The organism is Polyangium fumosum, from assembly GCF_005144585.1.
Taxonomy (GTDB): domain Bacteria; phylum Myxococcota_A; class Polyangia; order Polyangiales; family Polyangiaceae; genus Polyangium; species Polyangium fumosum.
This window is the reverse complement of sequence record NZ_SSMQ01000008.1, coordinates 1-17,674: the sequence shown is the minus strand read 5'-3', so window position 1 is coordinate 17,674 and position 17,674 is coordinate 1. Positions and strand designations below refer to the sequence as shown.

At 69.0% G+C, this 17,674-nt stretch carries 14 protein-coding genes; 6 read left to right on the top strand and 8 right to left on the bottom strand.

What is annotated here, in order from left to right:
* Positions 1 to 5: 5 nt before the first annotated feature.
* From E8A74_RS09805 to E8A74_RS52075, 4 genes are read right to left on the bottom strand one after another with little or no spacing between them, the layout of a single operon-like run.
* On the bottom strand, positions 6 to 1,865 hold the full coding sequence (locus E8A74_RS09805; protein ID WP_136928693.1) for a hypothetical protein: 1,860 nt from the start codon (positions 1,863 to 1,865) through the stop codon (positions 6 to 8).
* The gene (locus tag E8A74_RS09800; protein ID WP_136928692.1) at positions 1,829 to 3,712 is read right to left on the bottom strand and encodes an acyltransferase family protein; all 1,884 of its coding nucleotides are present in this window, start codon (positions 3,710 to 3,712) and stop codon (positions 1,829 to 1,831) included. Before E8A74_RS09800 ends, E8A74_RS09805 begins: the two co-directional genes overlap by 37 nt.
* Positions 3,713 to 3,772: 60 nt before the next feature.
* Positions 3,773 to 4,822, bottom strand: a complete 1,050-nt coding sequence (locus E8A74_RS09795) for an aromatic ring-hydroxylating oxygenase subunit alpha (RefSeq protein WP_170229007.1) — start codon at positions 4,820 to 4,822, stop codon at positions 3,773 to 3,775.
* 17 nt (positions 4,823 to 4,839) lie between these two features.
* The gene (locus E8A74_RS52075) at positions 4,840 to 5,520 is read right to left on the bottom strand and encodes a hypothetical protein (RefSeq protein WP_170229006.1); all 681 of its coding nucleotides are present in this window, start codon (positions 5,518 to 5,520) and stop codon (positions 4,840 to 4,842) included.
* 136 nt (positions 5,521 to 5,656) lie between these two features.
* On the opposite strand from E8A74_RS52075, the gene E8A74_RS09785 reads away from it, so the two are divergent.
* On the top strand, positions 5,657 to 6,373 hold the full coding sequence (locus E8A74_RS09785) for a TetR/AcrR family transcriptional regulator (RefSeq protein WP_136928689.1): 717 nt from the start codon (positions 5,657 to 5,659) through the stop codon (positions 6,371 to 6,373).
* Between the two features lie 4 nt (positions 6,374 to 6,377).
* Here the strand turns inward: E8A74_RS09785 and E8A74_RS09780 are convergent, their stop codons facing one another.
* The 3 genes from E8A74_RS09780 to E8A74_RS09770 are packed head-to-tail and all read right to left on the bottom strand — an operon-like array spanning position 6,378 to position 10,699.
* Positions 6,378 to 9,857 (bottom strand): WD40 repeat domain-containing serine/threonine protein kinase, encoded by a 3,480-nt coding sequence (locus E8A74_RS09780; protein WP_136928688.1) that lies wholly within the window; start codon positions 9,855 to 9,857, stop codon positions 6,378 to 6,380.
* The gene (locus tag E8A74_RS09775; RefSeq protein WP_136928687.1) at positions 9,854 to 10,222 is read right to left on the bottom strand and encodes a hypothetical protein; all 369 of its coding nucleotides are present in this window, start codon (positions 10,220 to 10,222) and stop codon (positions 9,854 to 9,856) included. Before E8A74_RS09775 ends, E8A74_RS09780 begins: the two co-directional genes overlap by 4 nt.
* Before the next feature lie 3 nt (positions 10,223 to 10,225).
* A complete protein-coding gene (locus tag E8A74_RS09770) occupies positions 10,226 to 10,699 on the bottom strand; it encodes a hypothetical protein (RefSeq protein ID WP_136928686.1) in 474 nt (157 codons plus the stop codon).
* 147 nt (positions 10,700 to 10,846) lie between these two features.
* Here E8A74_RS09770 and E8A74_RS09765 point away from each other — a divergent pair, with 147 nt between their 5' ends.
* The 5 genes from E8A74_RS09765 (at position 10,847) to E8A74_RS09745 (ending at position 17,110) form a co-directional block, all read left to right on the top strand.
* Positions 10,847 to 11,830 (top strand): peptidase associated/transthyretin-like domain-containing protein, encoded by a 984-nt coding sequence (locus tag E8A74_RS09765; RefSeq protein WP_136928685.1) that lies wholly within the window; start codon positions 10,847 to 10,849, stop codon positions 11,828 to 11,830.
* Positions 11,830 to 13,890, top strand: a complete 2,061-nt coding sequence (locus tag E8A74_RS09760; RefSeq protein ID WP_136928684.1) for an RCC1 domain-containing protein — start codon at positions 11,830 to 11,832, stop codon at positions 13,888 to 13,890. Before E8A74_RS09765 ends, E8A74_RS09760 begins: the two co-directional genes overlap by 1 nt.
* A gap of 2 nt (positions 13,891 to 13,892) precedes the next feature.
* Positions 13,893 to 15,287 (top strand): serine/threonine-protein kinase, encoded by a 1,395-nt coding sequence (locus E8A74_RS09755; protein WP_232379484.1) that lies wholly within the window; start codon positions 13,893 to 13,895, stop codon positions 15,285 to 15,287.
* 6 nt (positions 15,288 to 15,293) lie between these two features.
* Positions 15,294 to 15,788 (top strand): MmcQ/YjbR family DNA-binding protein, encoded by a 495-nt coding sequence (locus E8A74_RS09750; RefSeq protein WP_211365327.1) that lies wholly within the window; start codon positions 15,294 to 15,296, stop codon positions 15,786 to 15,788.
* Between the two features lie 152 nt (positions 15,789 to 15,940).
* On the top strand, positions 15,941 to 17,110 hold the full coding sequence (locus E8A74_RS09745; RefSeq protein ID WP_136928682.1) for an STAS domain-containing protein: 1,170 nt from the start codon (positions 15,941 to 15,943) through the stop codon (positions 17,108 to 17,110).
* On the opposite strand, the gene E8A74_RS09740 is transcribed toward E8A74_RS09745, so the two are convergent.
* Positions 17,104 to 17,442 carry a hypothetical protein gene (locus E8A74_RS09740; protein WP_136928681.1) on the bottom strand — a complete coding sequence of 113 codons (339 nt, stop codon included), beginning with the start codon at positions 17,440 to 17,442 and terminating at the stop codon, positions 17,104 to 17,106. The two genes, E8A74_RS09745 and E8A74_RS09740, sit on opposite strands and share 7 nt — an antisense overlap.
* Between the last annotated feature and the right edge of the window lie 232 nt (positions 17,443 to 17,674).

The following is a 17,674-nucleotide window of genomic DNA, read 5'->3' as shown; positions in this document are numbered from 1 at the left end:
CCGCCTCAGCGCGGATCGAGCGCCTCGCAGACGGGGGGCTTCACGTCCGTGTTCCAGCGGAACGATTGAAGCCACTCGTCGAGCGTCCGCTGCGCCATCGGCTCCTTGAACGATTGCAAGAACACGAGCGACCCCGTCCCGCCGCAGATCGGGACCATCACGGCGCGCACGGAGACCGACGTATCGCCGATCGTCCACCATCGCTCCAGGCCGGCCCCGAGCGGCGTCGCCACGGGCCCGGTCCTCGCGGGCACCACGGGTTTTCCCTCCGCGCCTTTGGCGAGCCCGCCCGCGACGTCGGCGAAGAGTTTTTCCTGGAATCGCGGCGTCGTCACGAGGTCCGAGACGAACAGGGCCCCGCTGACGAGCACGTCGGGGCGGCTGATCCGGAGCTCGATCCCCTCGTATCCGAGGACGGCATTCACCCCGAACGGGATACGCCCCGCGACGCCGAGCCACCGGCTGAAATAATCGTGCCCGACGAGCCACCCGCGCTCGCGCTGCGGCAAGGGCGCGCGCGGCGAGAGCTGGTAGGGGTGCACCACCGGCGGGCCCGCGGGCGCAGCGACCGGCGCATCGAGGATCTGCTTCGCGGCCGCCTCGGCGAGCGTCCCTGACAACCCACGGACCACGGCCACGCGGGTTTTCTCGGCGCGCACCACGATCCCGCCCTCGATCGACGTGGCCCCGAGCGACAGCGCGCGCAGGCAGCCGGGCTGCGATTCCATGGCCGCGACGAACTCCGCCGCGTCGCTCTCCGAATCCCACGCCGTGCTCCAGAGCAGCCCCACGCCGCCGTTCGGCGCCGCGACCAGCGTGTATCGATCGCCGCCCCAGCCCGCGGCCGCCGCCGCGGACAAGGGCGAACATCGATCGAGCACGACCCGCGTCTTCAGCTCGCCGAGCGTCCCTTCATCGAGCGTCCGGTATCCCTCGGGCGCCCGCGGCGCGGCCAGCACGACCGGCCGCTCCCCGGCGAGGTATTTTTCGGGATGGATCACCTGCTCGGTCGAAACGGGCGGCGACACGAACATGCGATTGACGAGATCGAGCCCACCTGCGCGATAAAGCTCCGCGACCATGGCCGTGCCGGCGTGATACCGGAACAAGAGGCGCTCGCGCACGATGGGCAACGCGCGAAACAGCGCCGCGTCCCCGTCGCCCGCGACAAACCGCTCGGCCGGCACGTCGTGCATCACGTCGGCGGCCCTCCGCACCATGCGCTGGAACGGCACGCCACGCTCCGACGCGAGATACGCGAACATCGTGAGCATCGCGTCGCCTTCGAGCAACGACCCGTACGCGAGGACCTCGTCCGCGCCCATCGTCGCCTGCTTTTGCACATCCGGCCGACCGAAACTCTGGTCCTGCAAGGCGTGCTCGATCTCGTGCGCGAGGATCGCCCGCTCCTTTTCGGCCTCGGCCTCGGTGCGCGGCCGCGACGCGCGCACCACGATGATCCGCTGTTCGTGATCGTAAAACCCGCGCACCTGCTCTTCGAGCACCTCGCGCGTGCTGCTCGGCGGCGCGTCGCCCGGCTTTCCGTTGGGCAGGAGATCAAATGCAAGGTGAAATGCCGTGCGCGCCTCGTTCTCGGCCGCCGCCGCCTTCCGCTCGGCCCGCGCGCGCAGCGCCGCGAGGAACGCCGGCTCGTCGAGCAAATACACCGGCACGGGCGCGCGCTGGGGCAATCCACGCAGATGCGCGACCTCGGCGACGAGCGCCTGGATACGCTCCTGTGTGAGCGGCGCCGGAGGAGTGGGCGCAGCGGGGTTTGCCGGCGCAGGCGGCGGCGACCCTGCGCACCCGGCGAGGGCGAGGAGAAGGCCTACCGCCGCGGTTCTTTGACCTGCTCGATTACCCATCGCGCGATCTCCTTCGCCCCTGGGCCCCCGAAATGCATTCCATCCGGCCGGATCGGCTCGCCTTCACTCATGAGCGTGCATTGCCCGCCGGGGCAGAGGTGCGCCGCGAGGTCCAGCAGGTGGATCCGCGGCTCCCCTTGCACTGCCTTTTCGATCAGCGTGTTGTAGCAATCGACCTGCGCGTTCAGCGTCGGCTTTTGCCATCCGCCCACCGGATAAGGCACGCGCGCCACGTAGACCCGGCCGCCCTTGTCCGCGAGCATCGCGAGCTTGCCCCCGAGCTCCTTCGCATACGCCGCGTCCCAGCCCGGCTCGCAGATGTGCTGCCAGCGCCCCTCGACCTCCACCCGCGCGAAATACCCGCCGCCGAGCACGACCAGCGTCACGTCCGGGTGCATCTCGTCCACGTCGCTCCCCCAGCGCGCGTCGCAATCGCCGCCGTCGTGTGGCACGTTCGTCAACGAGCGCGTCGGCAGCGTCCCCTCCATGATGCTGCAATCGGGCGTCCCCCGCTCGATCACGAAAGCCCCCGTGCCGCTCTGCACCGCTTTCATTCGCTCGCCGAGCGCCTGCGCCACGGAGTCGCCCACGATCAGGATCTTCACCGTGCCCGGCGGCACGGTCTCCGGCCACGGCAAGAGCTGCAGCCCGATCTGCATCACCCTCCGGCTCTGCGTGCCGACGAGCAGAGCGCCGATGCAGAGCGCCACCGACGACGAGAGCATCACCGCCGGTCGCCTGAATGGCGCGCCGCGCTTGCGGATCGGCTGCTCCAGGAAATGGTAGGAGATCAACGCCACCGCGAACGTCGCCGTATACCGCAGCGCCGAGAGCCCGATCCCGGACAAACCAATCCGCTCCGGCCGCAGCACCACGTAGATCGGCCAGTGCCAGAGGTAGAGCCCGTAGCTCACGAGCCCCACCCACGCGAACGGGCGGAACGCGAGCGCCCGCGCCACGAGGCTCTGCTCGCCGTGCGCCGCGCAGGCGATGAGCACGAGCACGCAAAGCTCCGTCCCGAAAAATCCTCCGCGGTAGAGCAGCGGATTCTGCCCGTCGAGCTTCACCCAGGCGAGCGCGAGCCCGATCGCCGCGAGCACGCCGAGCCCATCGAGCGCCCGCACCACCTGCTTGTCCTTCGACGTCCCGCGCTCGGCCATCAGGCACGCGAGCGAGGCGCCGAGCAGGATGGCCACGCCGCGTGTATCCGTGCCCATGTAGGCCCGTGACGTGTCCGTCCGGTTGCCCAGCCAAACCATCGCCGCGCCCGAGACCACCGCGAGCCCGAGCGACACGGCGAGCATCACGCGCCGCGAGCCCCGCGACAGGTAGAGCACGCCGAACGCGAGCAGCGGCCAGACGACGTAAAACTGTTCCTCGATCGCGAGGCTCCAGGTGTGTTCGAGCGGCGAGGGCACCTGGAACATGTCCCAGTAGCTCCGCCCCGAGAAAATCGCGCGCCAGTTCGCCACGTAGGCCAGCGTGGCGAGCCCGTCCTTGCGGATCCGATCGAGCTCTTCGGGCTTCGCGAGCTTTTGCGCGTACGCCGCGACCACGGGCAGGAGCGCGAGGAGCGCCGGGAAGAGGCGGCGCGCGCGGCGAACCCAGAAAGCCTTGAGATCGATCGTCCCGGCCTTGGCCCACTCTGCGAGCAGCAGCGAGTGGATGAGGTATCCGGACAGGACGAAGAACAGGTCGACGCCGAGATACCCGCCGTCGAGCCTGCCATCGTGGAACAGGAGCACGCCGAGCACGGCGAGGCCTCGCAGGCCGTCGAGCGCGGGCAAATGCGGGATGGTGGCGCGGCGGAGCGGATTCGAGGTTTGTTCGAGGGCAGGCGGGCTCACGGGCAGCCCGGGAGATAGCGCATTCCGGGCGCCCCGGACATGAAGAATGTGCGGGTGAGGTCAGTGGACGACGGCGGCGCCGTCGGGCATGCCCGCTTCCTCGGCTTCGGGCTGAGCATCGGGCCTGCGGACGAGTCGGCCCGTGGGCACGAGCGTCGACGTGGAGCTGCGCAGCTCGCGGAAGTAATACTTTCGGAAAAACAGCGTCGGCGCGTCGGTCGCGACGGACGGCTCCTCGCCCGGCGGCGGCACCTCGGGCGGGTTCGAGGTCTCCAGCACTTCGCGATCCTCACCGAGGATGTTGTTGAACTTCGTGGCGAACCACGTGATGAACTCCGCGCCGAAGAACGTCCGCGCCGAGATGAGCATCATCTTCGTGTGCGCCTCGTCGACCGGAATGCAATACACCTGGATGCACATCCGGCGCTTGGGCTCGTTCATGATCTGGAGCTCCATCGCGTTCGGCTTGCGCCACTTCAAAATCTGCTTCTCCTCCGCCTCGTAATCCCATTTTGCGTAAACGAGGCCGCCGAAGGGAGCAGGCTCGATGCGCATCTCGAGGGTCGTGTCCGGTCGGAGCTTTTTCCTGACGTCCTTGCCGATGCTCTTGCCGTGGATGTAAGGCAAATGCGGCGTGTCGAGCATGTTCTCCATGGCCCGCGTCCAGTGCGTCTTCCAGATCTCCTGGGTGTACCCGACGTGCCACCCCGGCTCGACCAGCGCGGGCGGCGGCTCGGGCTCCGTGCCGGCGGGATCCGGGCCCGTGAAGATCCAGACGAGCCCGCCGATTTCCCGCACGGGGACGGCCGTCGCGCCATAACGCGCGCGTTTCTCCGGGGCGACGGTGTTCAGGGGGATCTTCGCGCAGGCGCCGTCTTTCTGAAAGGACCAGCCGTGAAAAGGACATGCGAGACAGCCGTCCGCATCGACCTGACCCAGCGAGAGCGCGACGCCGCGATGCGGACATCGATCGAGGAGCGCGCCCACGCCGCCCTTTCCATCCCGGAAGAGGGCGATCGTCTCGCCGGCCACCTTCACCGAAAGCGGCTTCTTCCTGAGCTCTTTGGCCGTGATGACCGGAGTCCACACGTTGGCGAAGCTCTCGAACACGTTTGCCTCCTGTTTTGTTACACCAAATGTTCTAGAAAACAGGAGGCGGTTGTCAAGCCCTCGCTCGGCGAGATCGCGGGGGCCACGGCCGCGGAGGCACGCTCGCGGGCGAGATCCGTCGCCGCAAGATACTCGGTGATCCAGGTGGGAACGTCGCCCTCGCCCGGCGCGTGTGTAGTGCAGAAAAGGACACGCGTCGTCCCTTCGGTCTCGGGGAAACAGTAGAGCAGCGTGCGCTTTTCGGGCGTGCGCGGCGGGAGAAACAACTCGACGCAGCCGGGCGCGCGAAACACGAGCGCGGGCTCTTCGGGCGTGTCGCCGAGGGCCCATGTGAAGGGCAAGTTCGCCGGATCGAGCAAGGCCTCGATCACGCGCGTGAACGGCGCGGACCAGGTCTCGGCGTGGACCACGAGAGGCCGCACCGGATCGAGCGAAGGCAACGCCGGACCCTCGGCCGGGGCCTCGTGGCCCGTGAAGATCCAGACGAGCCCGAGGGCCTCGCGCGCGGGCAGACGAGCTTGTAGCGTGATCACCTCGGGCAGCGCCGAGGACGCGTGATCGACACACGCCCCGGGCTCCCCGCGCTCATCGCGGAAGAGCAAGATCGGCTCCCCGGCGACCCGTACGCGTCTGGCTTCCTCCCGCAGATCCAGCGCAGGCAAGACCGGCGTCCAGACGTTCGCGAAGCCCTCGAACATGGAAGCCTCCATTTTATAGAACGGTGAGTCTAGGAAAATTCCCCCGTTCGTCAAGGCGGCCAGGCCGGGCTCGTGCCTGCGGCTGCGCCCGAGTCTTGAACTGCAAGATGGATGTTCTAGAGTTCCGGACGACGAGATGGGCAGGCCCGCAGGATCACGCAACCCGGACTTCGAGGCGACGCGCGCGTCGCTCGTCGCGTCCGTGCAGAAGCGGCTCTCGGAGCCCGACGGCCCGCGGGCGAGCTTCCGCGAAATGGCGGCGGCCGCGGGGGTGAGCGTGGCGACGCTCCGGCACTATTTCGGCTCGCGCGAGGGCGTGGTGTCGGCGGTGCTCTCGCATTGGCACGAGCGCGGCCAGAGGTACATGCTGGAGGTCGCGACGGGCCCGCTCTTGCCCGTGCGCGCATCGCTCCGAGGGTTTTTGTTTTATCTGGAGCTCGGCTTCCGGGCCGGCGTCGGGGAGGTGCACGCGATCGGCATCGCCTGCGGCCTGCGCGAGCCCACGCTCGGCCCGAAATACCTCTGCGAAGTGCTCGATCCGACGCTCGAATCCGTGGAGGCGCGGCTCGCCCGGCACGTGGCGCGGGGCGAACTTCGCGCGGGCGACGTGCGGCTCATGGCGCTCGCGCTGGTCTCGCCGCCGCTGCTCGTCCTTTTGCATCAACACCCGCTCGGCGGGACGACGGCGCGCCCGCTCGATTGGGACAAATTCGCTGACGAGCACCTCGACGCCTTCCTGCGCGCCTACGGTACGGGCCACGAGGCGCCGGCCGAGCCGGGCGCCGAGGCGTCCTTCGGCGGCGGCGGCGGGCCCCCGCCCCGAAAGCGCCCGCGCGGGCAACACGACGCCTGAGAAATCAGCGTTTGTCCGAGTGAATGCCGAGCGACGTGACCGTCTCCGGCGTCGCGGCCTCGACGAAGGCGCGCAGGCTCGCCGCTTCCATGGGGAGATCGTCCATCCAGCGCCGCACGGTTCGGTCTTTTCCGGCCGTCACGAGGGAGCGGCCTCCTTCGGCGAACCGGACGGCGAGGACGTTGCCCTCGTGGCCTTCGAGCAGCCGGCTCTCGCCCGCTTCGAGGTCCCATAACCGCACGATGCCGTCCGCGCCCGCCGTCGCGAGTCGGCTGCCCTCGGGCGAGACGTCGAGCCCTTCGACGACGCCTCGATAGCCGCGCAAGACGTCGAGCAGCCGGCCATCCACCGCGCTCCAGAGTTTTACGTTGGCCTCGCCGCCGAGCGTCGCGAATCGTTTGCCGTCCGGGAAAAACACGAGCCGCGTGAGCCCTGTCCCCGCGGCGTCGATCACGTGGCGCAGGGCGCCCTGGGGCACGTCCCAAAGCCGCACGGAATGGTCCATTCCGCCGGACACGAGCAGGCCGCCGTCCGGGGAAAACACGAGCACGTGGACCGCGTCGTGGTGGCCGGCGAGGACCGTCTCCCGGCCCGTCGTCACCTCGTGCAAGACGACCCGGCCATCGGCGAAGGAATACGCGATTCGCGCGCCGTCCGGGGAAAACGCGAGCGCGGTGGCCTTGGTCGAATGCCGCGCGAGGACCTTTCCCTCGCCGCCCTTCACGGGAAAACTCCGAAGGACCCCGTCCGCGCCGGCCGAGACGACGCGCGCGCCGTCGGGCGAAAACAGCACGCGATTTGCTGCGCCCTCGTGGGCGTCGAACGAGATCGCCGCGCCCTGCGTGCTGAAGATACGCACGCGGCCGTCCGCGCCGGCCGAGGCGATGGCCGTGCCGTCGGGGGAAAACGCGACATCATGCACGTCGCCCGCGTGCTGGCCGAGCGTCCGCGGGGTGCCGTCCGCGAGGTTTGTCCAAACGACCGTCCCGTCGGCGCCGCCCGAGGCGATACATGCTCCGTCGGGGGAGATGGCGATCACGCGCGCCGCGCGCTCGTGCACGGCCATGACGCGGTCGCGCAAGGCTTCGAGCGAATAGACGCGCAGGCTGTTGTCGTAACTCGCGACGAGCGCACGTTTGCCGTCGCGGGAAAACTCGACATCCGAGATCGAGTCGTTCGGGCCCCGCAAGGTGCGCGACATGCCGGAGGCCACGTCCCACACCCGCGCCGTCTGGTCGGCGGCGCCCGTCATCAAGGTCTTTCCATCCGGAGACACGGCCACGGTATAGACCGATCCTTCGTGTCCCCTGAGCACGCGCGCCTCGCCCGTGTGGACGTCCCAGATTCGCACGGTGCGGTCGAGTCCCGACGACACGAGGCGGGAAGAATCCGGGAGAAATACGACGGCTCGCACCTTCCCGGTATGACCTTCGAGGCGCCTCGACACACCCGTCGCAATGTCCCACAACCGAACGATGCCTTTTTGATCACCCGTGGCCACGAGGGCACCGTCGGGGGAGAACGTGAGCACCTCCGGCTCGTGCGCCTCGCCCTCGAAGTGGCGCTCGGTCCCGGCGTCGACATCCAAAAGAACGAGCGAGCCTGCCGAGACGAAGGCGAGGGTGCGTTCGTCCGGGGAGATGGCGAGCTTTCGCTCCGCGCCGCCCGCAGGCCACACGGGTTTGCATTTCCCCGAGGCGATGTCCCACAAGCAGACCGAGCCGTCGCGGCCCCGGGAGGCCATGCGCTGCCCGTCCCGGAAATAATGAATCGCGCCGAGCGGCGCCGCGTGTCCCGCGAGGACCTTAATTTCGCTCGTCTTCACGCTCCAGAGCCGCACCGTGGTGTCTTTGCTCCGGCTCGCGAGCCATGCGCCGTCCGGCGAGAATGCCGCTTCCCAGACCTCGTCGGTATGCCCTTCGAGCACGCGCGCTTGGGTCGTGGTCAGGTCCCAGAGGCGGACGGTTCGGTCGTCGCTCGACGAGGCCACGAACCGGCCCTCCGGCGAAAACGACGCGCGGTTGATGCCCGCCGCGTGCCCACGCAGCAGCATCGGGACGCCCTTCGCAATGGCGTCCGCAGCCACGAGCCGCTTGCGCCGGTGCCCCCGGAACGAAGACGACAATGTCTTGAGCCAGGCCAGCGCTTCGAGGGGATCCCGCGAAGCCGCCGCGCGCGCCTCGACGAGCGTGAGCGTATCGGCGCGCTCCGATTCTCGCCGCTCGGCCTCCGCGGCCCTATCGCGCTCGCGCCGCGCCTCGTCACGCGCGTCGAGGACCCTCCCGACGGCGAGCGCGCCCGTGACCGCGAGCGCGGCGAGCGCGGCGAACGCCATGAGAAGCGTCGCGCGATGGCGACGGGCGAACCGGAGGAGCCGCTCGCGGGCCGAATAATGGTGCGCCTGGACAATCTGCCCCGTCTGGAACCGGCGCAGATCCGCGGCGAGTTCCCCGGCCGTCCGATATCGCTCGGCCTTCGCGCGTGCCATGGCCTTTTGCACGATCGTCACGAGATCGCGCGGCACGCCCGGCTGGAGTTTTTCGATGGGCACCGGCGGCTCGCGCAGCACGCACCGGACAATCTCCATCGGGTATTGGCCCTCGTAGGAAGCTTTTCCCGCGAGCAGATGATAGAGAATGGCGCCGATCGCATACACGTCGGCACGCTCGTCCACGCTGCGCCCCGCCGCCTGCTCGGGCGGCATGTACGCGGGCGTGCCCATGACCACGCCGAGCACGGTGAGCGCCATCGATCCCGGCGAGGACGGCGACGACGATCGCTGCGGCGGCAGCGACGAGGTACGTGACGGCTCGGGGGATTCCTCGTCGAGGTCCTTCGCGAGCCCCCAATCGATGACCACGGTCTCGCCAAACGGACCGAGCAAGATGTTTTGCGGCTTGAGGTCGCGGTGAATGATGCGCTCGTTATGCGCATACGCCATCGCCTCGGCGACCGCGAGCACGTGGGGGAGCAGGACGAGGCGCTGATCGAGCGTGCTCGCCTCCTCGATGAAATGGTCGAGCGAGCGCCCGGAGACGAGCTTCATCGCGAAAAACGGCTCGCCCGAGGGCCAGACGCCCGCCTCGTAGAGCGGCACGATCGAGGGGTGTTGCAGCCGCGCCGTGATCCGCGCCTCGCGAATGAAGCGCTCCTCGGTCTGAGGATCCCGCGTGATGAGCTCCTTCAGCGCGACGGGGCGGTCGAGGTGCGTGTCGTACGCCCGCAGAATCCGGCCAATGCCGCCTTTTGCGACCTCCGATTCCACCGCGTACGTCTCTGGATCGACGACGCGCATGCGCCGCGCGGCGGCGCTCTCCGGGGCTTCCTCGTCGTCGGCCTCGTCCCTCCCGGTGCGCGCGATGAGCGTCTCCATCGGGGGCGTGGGCAGCGTCTCGCCGAGCGTGCCGGGCCGGACACGTCTCCCCTCCGCGGGATCGAGCGTCGCGGCTTCGAGCGGGGAGGGGAGCGTGCGTCCGGCGGTCACGGCCAATCGAAGAGCGCGCGGCTCGCAAATCCCAGGGTGACGCTCGCCATGTTCGCGGCGAACGCCCACCCGAGCGTCTTTTTCTTACCAATGAACCGGAAATATCCGGCCTCCGCGGTCACGGCGAACGTCTCGGCGATGACCACCATGATCCAGTACCGCGGCGTCTGCGAGATCCATAACGAGGGATGGGGCGCGAACACGGCGAGGTAGAAGCGCTCCCACAGGCTCGGAATGACGAACCAGACGATCGGGTGCGTCAGCGCGCTCGCGCCGAACGCCTCGTACACGCGGACGCGGAGCCCGTAGACGTAAATGGGGATCTCGACGACCTGCGTGAAGACGAATGCCCAGAACCAGGCCACCCCTCACCCCGCCGGACGCGCGCGGCGTTTTGCCCGACAGAACGCGAGCGCGGCCAGGGCGACGGTGATCCCGAGCGGAGCCCCTTCGTTTGAGCTTCCCACCGCCGCCACGGAGCAGCCCTTTTTCTCGGCCACGGTCACGGTCGCGGCGGACGGCTGCGGGCCCGCGGTCTTTGTTTCCGGCGCCGGCGGGGTCGGCGTCTTTGCTTCGGTCGTTTGCGGGGCTGGAGCTTTTGCGCCCACCACGCAGCGGAGCAGCTCTCGACCTCGGAGGTCCTTCACGCCGGTGCACGTGCCGGCGGCGCCTGCGGGATCGGCGCACGCATCCCCGGCGGCCTTGTTGTAACAGCTCTCTTCCAGCGGCCCGACCTCGTCGGCGGCCGCGGAGGCGGGCCCGACGAGCGCGGCGACCGCGAGGAGAACGCCGGAAAGACGGCGCGGGAGGGAAGGTTTGTCCTGGGAAATGGGGGCGCGCATCAGGAACACCTCGCTCCTCCGCCTGGCGAAGTCAAGGGCGACGGGGCGCGCGCGGCGAAGCGGTGGAGGGCCGCGCACCCAAGGCCGGATCGAGCGCGCGATTCTTCCCCTCGACATCCGGCGCGATCGGGCGGCAGAATGGCGCCCATGTCTCGATGGGTCGCTTGCGCCGCGATCGTTCTCGGCCTCGTCTCGGGTCCGCTCGCGCATGCGGGCGAGCAGGAGAACGTCTCGAAGGCGCGCGAGATCGCGCTCTCGGCCGCCGACGATCTCGACGCGAAGCGGTTCGCCGAGGCGCTCGAGAAGGTCACGCAGGCCGAGGCGCTCTACCACGCGCCGACGCACTTGCTCATGCGCGCCGAGGCGCTCGAAGGCCTCGGCCGGCTCGCCGAGGCGCTCGAGACCTACGAGCGTCTCGCCGCCGAGCCGCTCGGCCCGACGTCGCCGCCTGCGTTTCGCAAGGCGCGCGAGGAGGGCAGCAAACGAGAACGAGCGCTGCTCGCGCGCGTGCCGTCGCTGCTCGTCGTGGTCACGGGCGCCGCGACGGAAGACGTGAAGGCGACGGTTGACGACAAACCCCTCGCGCTTGGGACCGGCATGGCGACGCGGTTCGATCCGGGCAAACACGTGCTGCGCGTCGAGGCGAGCGGGTTTTCCCCGGTGGAGCGGACGATCGAGCTCGATGAGCGCGGAGGCGTAATCAAGGTCCCCGTGCACCTCGAAGTCGCGAGCGCGTGGCCCGTGCGCGACGAGAAGGTGGACGTGATCGCGCCGAAGCCCGCGCCTTCGGGTCGGACGCTCTTTGTGCCGGCGATGGCGGCCTTTGGCGTGGGCGCGGCCTCGCTCGTGGCGGGCGCGGTGACGGGCGTGATGTCGCTCGGGCGCGTGGGCGAGCTCGAAGAGCTCTGCACGTCGGAAGGCCGGTGCCCGCCGTCGGCGCAAGGCCACATCGACGAGGCGGGTACGCTTGGCAATGTCTCCACGGCGATGTTCGTCGTGGGGGGCGCGGCGGCCGCGGCCGGCGTGGTGTTGCTCGTCATGGGCAAACCAAAGGGCCCACCGGCCGTGGGGCACGTCGAGGTCGTGCCCTGGGCCGGGCCTCTTTCCGCGGGGATCCGGGGGACGTTCTGATGGGACGAACCTTTCGTGTGGGGCTTTTCGGGACGCTGGCCCTGGCCGCCTTTGCCGGGCTTGCCTCACCGGCTTGCAATGCGATCACCGGGCTCGATCGATTCGAGGTGGATCCGGTCCTCGGGAGCGGGGCCGCGGGCGGGGTCGGGCAGACGTGCTCGACCGAGCTCGATTGTCCGGGTGAGACGAACGAATGCCAGACACGCGCCTGCGTCGCGGGCCGTTGCGAGCTCTCGATGCTTCCGGAGGGCGCCCCCGCGCAGGGGCAAACCCCGGGCGATTGCATGCGGAACGAGTGCGACGCGGAGGGGCAGACGCGCACGGTCGTGGATACGAACGACGTCCCCGGCAACGGGTTCGAATGCACCGTGGGGGAATGCAGCCCCGAGGGCGAGCCGTCGATCTCGCCGCGGAAGCAGGGCTCCGCGTGCACGCAGGGCGGCGGCGCCGTATGTGACGGCAGCGGCAAGTGCGTCGAGTGCAACTTCAGCTCGGATTGCAGCGGCGGCGGCCCCTGCTCGGCCGGCCTCTGCGTGCCGCCCGAGTGCACCGACGGCTCGAAGAACGGCGACGAGAGCGACATCGATTGCGGCGGCCCGGTATGTCCGCCCTGCGGCACGGGCAAGGGGTGTACGGCGATCGCCGATTGCGAGAGCAAGGTTTGCATCGCCGGCGTGTGCCAGTCGCCGACGTGCAGCGACGGCGTGCACAACGCGACGGAGACGGACGCCGATTGCGGCGGCGGCGACTGCCCTGATTGCCAGGACGGCAAGAGCTGCCTCATCGCATCCGATTGCGTGAGCGGCGTCTGCACGGCCGGCGTGTGCCAGGCGCCGACGTGCAGCGACGCCGTGAAGAACGGTGCGGAGACGGACGTCGATTGTGGCGGCGTGGGCTGCGCCCCGTGCGCGAGCGGCAAGACCTGCGCCGTGCACGTCGATTGCACGAGCGAGGCTTGTCTCGGTGGGACGTGCGCCTCGATCGTGCAGATTTCCGCGGGAAGCACGAATGCATGTGTGCTCCTCGGCGACGGGACGGTCCGTTGCTGGGGCGCGAACACGCAGGGGCAGATCGGGGACGGCACGGTCGTGGAGAAGCTCTTCCCGACCCCCGTGTCCGGGCTCTCCGGCGTCACGCAGATCTCGGTCGGCTCGAATCGGGTCGACACGCAGGGCACGCACGCCTGCGCCCGGACGGGCGACGGCAAGGTCTCGTGCTGGGGCCGCAACGCGACGGGGCAGATCGGGAATGGCTCGACGGCCGCCGCGACGACGCCGAAGGCCGTCAATTTGACGAACGTGGTCCAGGTGGCGGCGGGCGGCCGTCATACCTGCGCGCGCCTCATGACTGGCACGGTGCGGTGCTGGGGGGCGGGCACGGCGGGGCAACTCGGCAATAACGTCGCAGAAAACCGGACCACGCCCACGGGCGATCTGGCGAACGTGACGGCGACCGCGCTCGCCGCGGGGGACATGCACAATTGCGCGGTCCTTCAATCGGGTGAGGTGCGGTGCTGGGGCGACGGCAGCGACGGGCAGCTCGGCTCGGGCGTCGCGGACCGGTTGGTCCCGACGCTCGTGCCGAATTTGACCGGCATCAGCCAGGTGTCCGCGGGCAATCGGTTCACGTGTGTCGTGTCGGCCGGCGGCACGGCGCTCCGTTGCATGGGCGAGAATGCCGGAGGTCAGCTCGGGATCGGCAATACCACGCAACAAAACGCGCCGGCGCTCGTCCCGGGGCTCATGGACATCACGGGGCTCTCGCTCGGCACGGACGCCACGCTGGGCGGCCATTCCTGCGTGGTGCTCGCGGGCGGCGGGCTGCGCTGCTTCGGCGCGAACACGCGCGGCGAGCTCGGCACGGGGGACAAGACGAACCAATCGGCGCCGCAGATGATCAACGTCCCGCCCGTCGCCGAGGTCGCGCTCGGCTTGCAGTTCACCTGCGTGCGCCTCGTGAGCGGGCCCGTGCGTTGCTGGGGTCGCAATGACCTCGGCCAGCTCGGGACCGGCGCAAAAGGCGCCGATCAGACGGCCCCCGTGCCCGTGGTTTTCCCGTGAAGATGTGGTCGCCGCCCACGCAGGTCGCAAAGCCCGCCCCCGGTCTGGTGATCGCCGGAAAGGTTCGTCTCGACAAGCTCCTCGGGAAGGGGGGCATGGGCTCGGTCTGGGTGGGCACGCACCTCGACCTCGACATCCCGGTCGCCGTGAAATTCATGACGGGCTCGGCCGATGCGGCGCTCTCGCGATTCCAGCGGGAGGCCCGCGCGGCCGCGCAGATCCGCTCCTCGAACGTGGTGAAGATCCACGATTACGGGATCGACCAGGGGTTGCCGTACATCGTGATGGAGCTGCTCGAAGGGGAAGACCTCGCGGCGCGGATTCGTCGCGCGGGGCGGCTCTCGCTCGTGGACGCGGAGAAGATCCTGATTCCGGTCGCCCGCGGGCTCGAGCGCGCGCACGAGGCGAAGCTCGTGCACCGCGACCTCAAGCCGGAGAACGTGTTCCTCGTGCGCGAGGGCGACGAGGAGATCCCCAAGATCCTCGATTTCGGCATCGCGAAGACGCTCGCCGTAGCCGAGGAGGCGAAGGACGTCACGGAGGAGGGCGCGGTCCTCGGCACGCCCTACTATTTGAGCCCCGAGCAGGCGCGAGGGAAGACCGATATCGACCACCGCGCGGATCTCTGGTCGCTCGGGGTGATCCTGTTCCGCATGGTGACGGGCCGGCGGCCCTTCGAGGCGAATGCACTCGGTGATCTGATCGTGCGGATCTGCATGGATCCCGTCCCGCGCGTCGTCATGATCGATCCGACCTTGCCTCCCGAGCTCGACGCCTTCTTCGAGCGCGCGCTCGCCAAGGATCCGGCCATGCGATTCTCCTCGGCCCGCGAATTCGCGCGCGCGTTCTCCGACGTGGTGCGCCTCGCCGCGCCGGGGGCCGCGTTCGGGCCGAATTCCGTGCCGCCGCCTCGTTCGTTTGACGGCGCATTCGATGCGTCCGGCGGCTTCTTGGCCTCGCATACGGGCCGGACGGGCCCGCTGGGCGCGACGGGTCCGAGTACGCTCGGCCCCGCGGCGAACATTTCGATCGTCCAGGCGCCGGCCCCGAGCAGCGGGCGCGGCCTTCTCATCGGCGCCATGGCCGTCGTCGTGTTGCTTCTCTTCGGCGTGGGCGCGGCGTTCATGATGTTCGGGGGCAAATCGGCGCCGACCGCGGCGACGGGTTCGTCGAACACGACCATGGCCCCCGCAGCGGCGCCGCCGCCTGCGATTTCCACGGGCGCCCCGCGCGAGCCTGCGGCCGAGCCTGCGAAGGAGGTCGTGCTCGACGAGGAGGGCGCCGCGCCCGCCGTCTCGGCTTCGGCCGCGCCGGGGCCCCTGCCCGCGAGCGACGCAAAGACCACCAAACCACTGCCTTCCGCGACGACGAAAAAGACGCGCGACCTCGGGTATTGAGAGACCATGGCGAGCACGAAAGCCGGCACGACGAAATCGACGAAGACCACCAAGAAGACGGCCACGAAGAAGGCCAAGGCCCCCGCGAAGAAGGCAACTCCCCCGGCGAAAAAGGCGGCCGGACGAGCGAGCAAAATGGAGGGGCCCGGCGGGGCACTCGAGCGGTTCCGCGCCATTTGCATGGGGTTTCCCGAGGCGACCGAGGTCGAGGCCTGGGGGCACCCGACGTTCCGCGTCCGGGACAAGATCTTCGCCGCAATGGGCGGGGAAAACGGCGTGGGGTCGTTCGGCGTGAAGACCACGTTCGAGATGCAGGCCGGGCTCGTGGCGACCGACCCGCGGTTCACCATTGCGAAATACGTCGGCAAACACGGGTGGATCAACGTGCGGCTCGACGAGCCGAACGACGGCCCGATCGACTGGAACGAGGTGCGGGCCCTCGTCACGGGCAGCTACAAGATGATCGCCCCGAAGGCCCTTGCCGCGCGCGTGGACGACTGAACCGCGCCGCGTCCTTACGTCACGTCACGCGGTCGACCTATCCTTGATTATTCTTTTCGGGGTGTAATCAATTTTGCATATTTCCTGCTCGACGATGCTACGAGCGGCGTGATAGTCCCTTCGTTCGACCCCGTAGGTTCGTGGAGACTGTAATGGATTCGGCTTGGTTCCAGCATTGCCCGGGCATCCTCGTGGTCACGAGCCAGGAGGGCGCGATTTCCGGCTTCAATCCCGAGGCCGAGCGTGTCCTCGGAGCCGAGCGCGTGCGAGGCGGTTCCTTGTTCGAGTCCGTTCACCCCGATCACAGGGACGCGGTCGCGTCGTCGTGGGCGACGATGAACGAGGGCGATGCCTGGAGCGCCCTCTGTCAGATGCGTGACGTTGAGGGGATCTATCGCTCGTTCTCTTTGCATGCGCGGCGCGCGCCAGGGCGGGCCGAAGTGTATGTGACGATTGTCCCGACGCCGCGCGTCTCCTCGGGGCGGCTCGCCGTGCCCCCCGCCGAGGACCTCACTTTGCTGCCCGCGGCGTCACCCGAGCGTGTTCTCCGGGGGATCCTCGATAACGTGGATATCTCCGTGTACGTGATCGACCAGCAGGGTGATTACGTCGTGCACGACGGCAAAGGGTGCAGAGCTGGCGGCTTCGAGCCCGGGACGCTCATCGGGCAAAACCTCTTCGAGATTTTCGGCGGCGATGTGGGTTCCATGACGGATATCCGTCGCGCGTTCGCGGGCGAGGTCGTCCACGCGACGAGCGAGGCTCTCGATGTCCTGTGGGAGAGCTGGTTTTTGCCGATACGCAACGAGGCCGGCGACGTTACGCACATGCTTGGCTTGACGCTCGCCAAGAGCGACGTGAAGAAGGCCATGGTCGACCTCCGGACGAAGATGGATCTCATCGAGCGGCAAGAGGAGGTCATTCGGAACCTGGAGACGCCGGTGATCCAGGTATGGGAGAAGGTGCTCACGCTCCCGATGATGGGCGTGGTCGACAGCAAGCGCGTGGCGCGCGTGATGGACGACCTGCTCTCGGCCGTGGTGCGCACGTCGGCGCGGTTCGCGATCCTCGACATGACAGGCGTCGATATGGTCGACACGGCCACGGCGAGCCACCTCTTCAGTCTGATTCGCGCGATCCGGCTCCTCGGCGCGGAGGGCATCGTCACGGGGATCCGGCCGACGGTGGCGCAGACGGCGGTGACGCTCGGGCTCGATCTGTCGAGCGTGACGACGTGCGCGAACCTGCGCGAGGGGCTCCGGCTCTGCATTCGCCGGATGTCGGAGGAGAACCGCGTTCGTCGGAGCGAAATGGGTCAATAACCGACCATGTCCTCCTGCCGCGGCAGGTTCTCCACCTCGCGCGGGCCCTCCGCGAGCGAGGCGCGCCCGCGGCCGAGCGCGAGGTGGCAATCTCGCACCGTGGTGCAGTCGCGGATCCAACCGACGATTTTCGAGCGTCGCGCCACGACCTCGACGTCGAAGGCCCAGACCATGGCCATGAGCGGCCAGACGAAGAACCGGCCCGGGCTCACCCGGCTGCGCAGGGCCGGCGGGACGCTCTCACCGCCGAAATGGCCCTCGGCCGCCGAGAGGATGAATCCGGTGAGCGCCGAGCGGAACGTCTGGTTTGCATAGACGTGTTCGATGCGCATTCCGCTCCACATGGGCACCCGTTCCGCTGGCACCTGGGCACCCGTTCCGGCGCACGTGGGCACCCTCGGAGCGAAGCGACGTTCCCCTGGCCGTGCCCTCGGCGCATGGTGCTCGGGAGCACGATCGGAGCGGAGCGACGACTCCACCGCCGGCAGCCATCACCTCCTGGACCACCGACCCGACCAAGCCGGCTTCACGCCCATCGGAGCGAAGCGACGACACCTGGGTTCA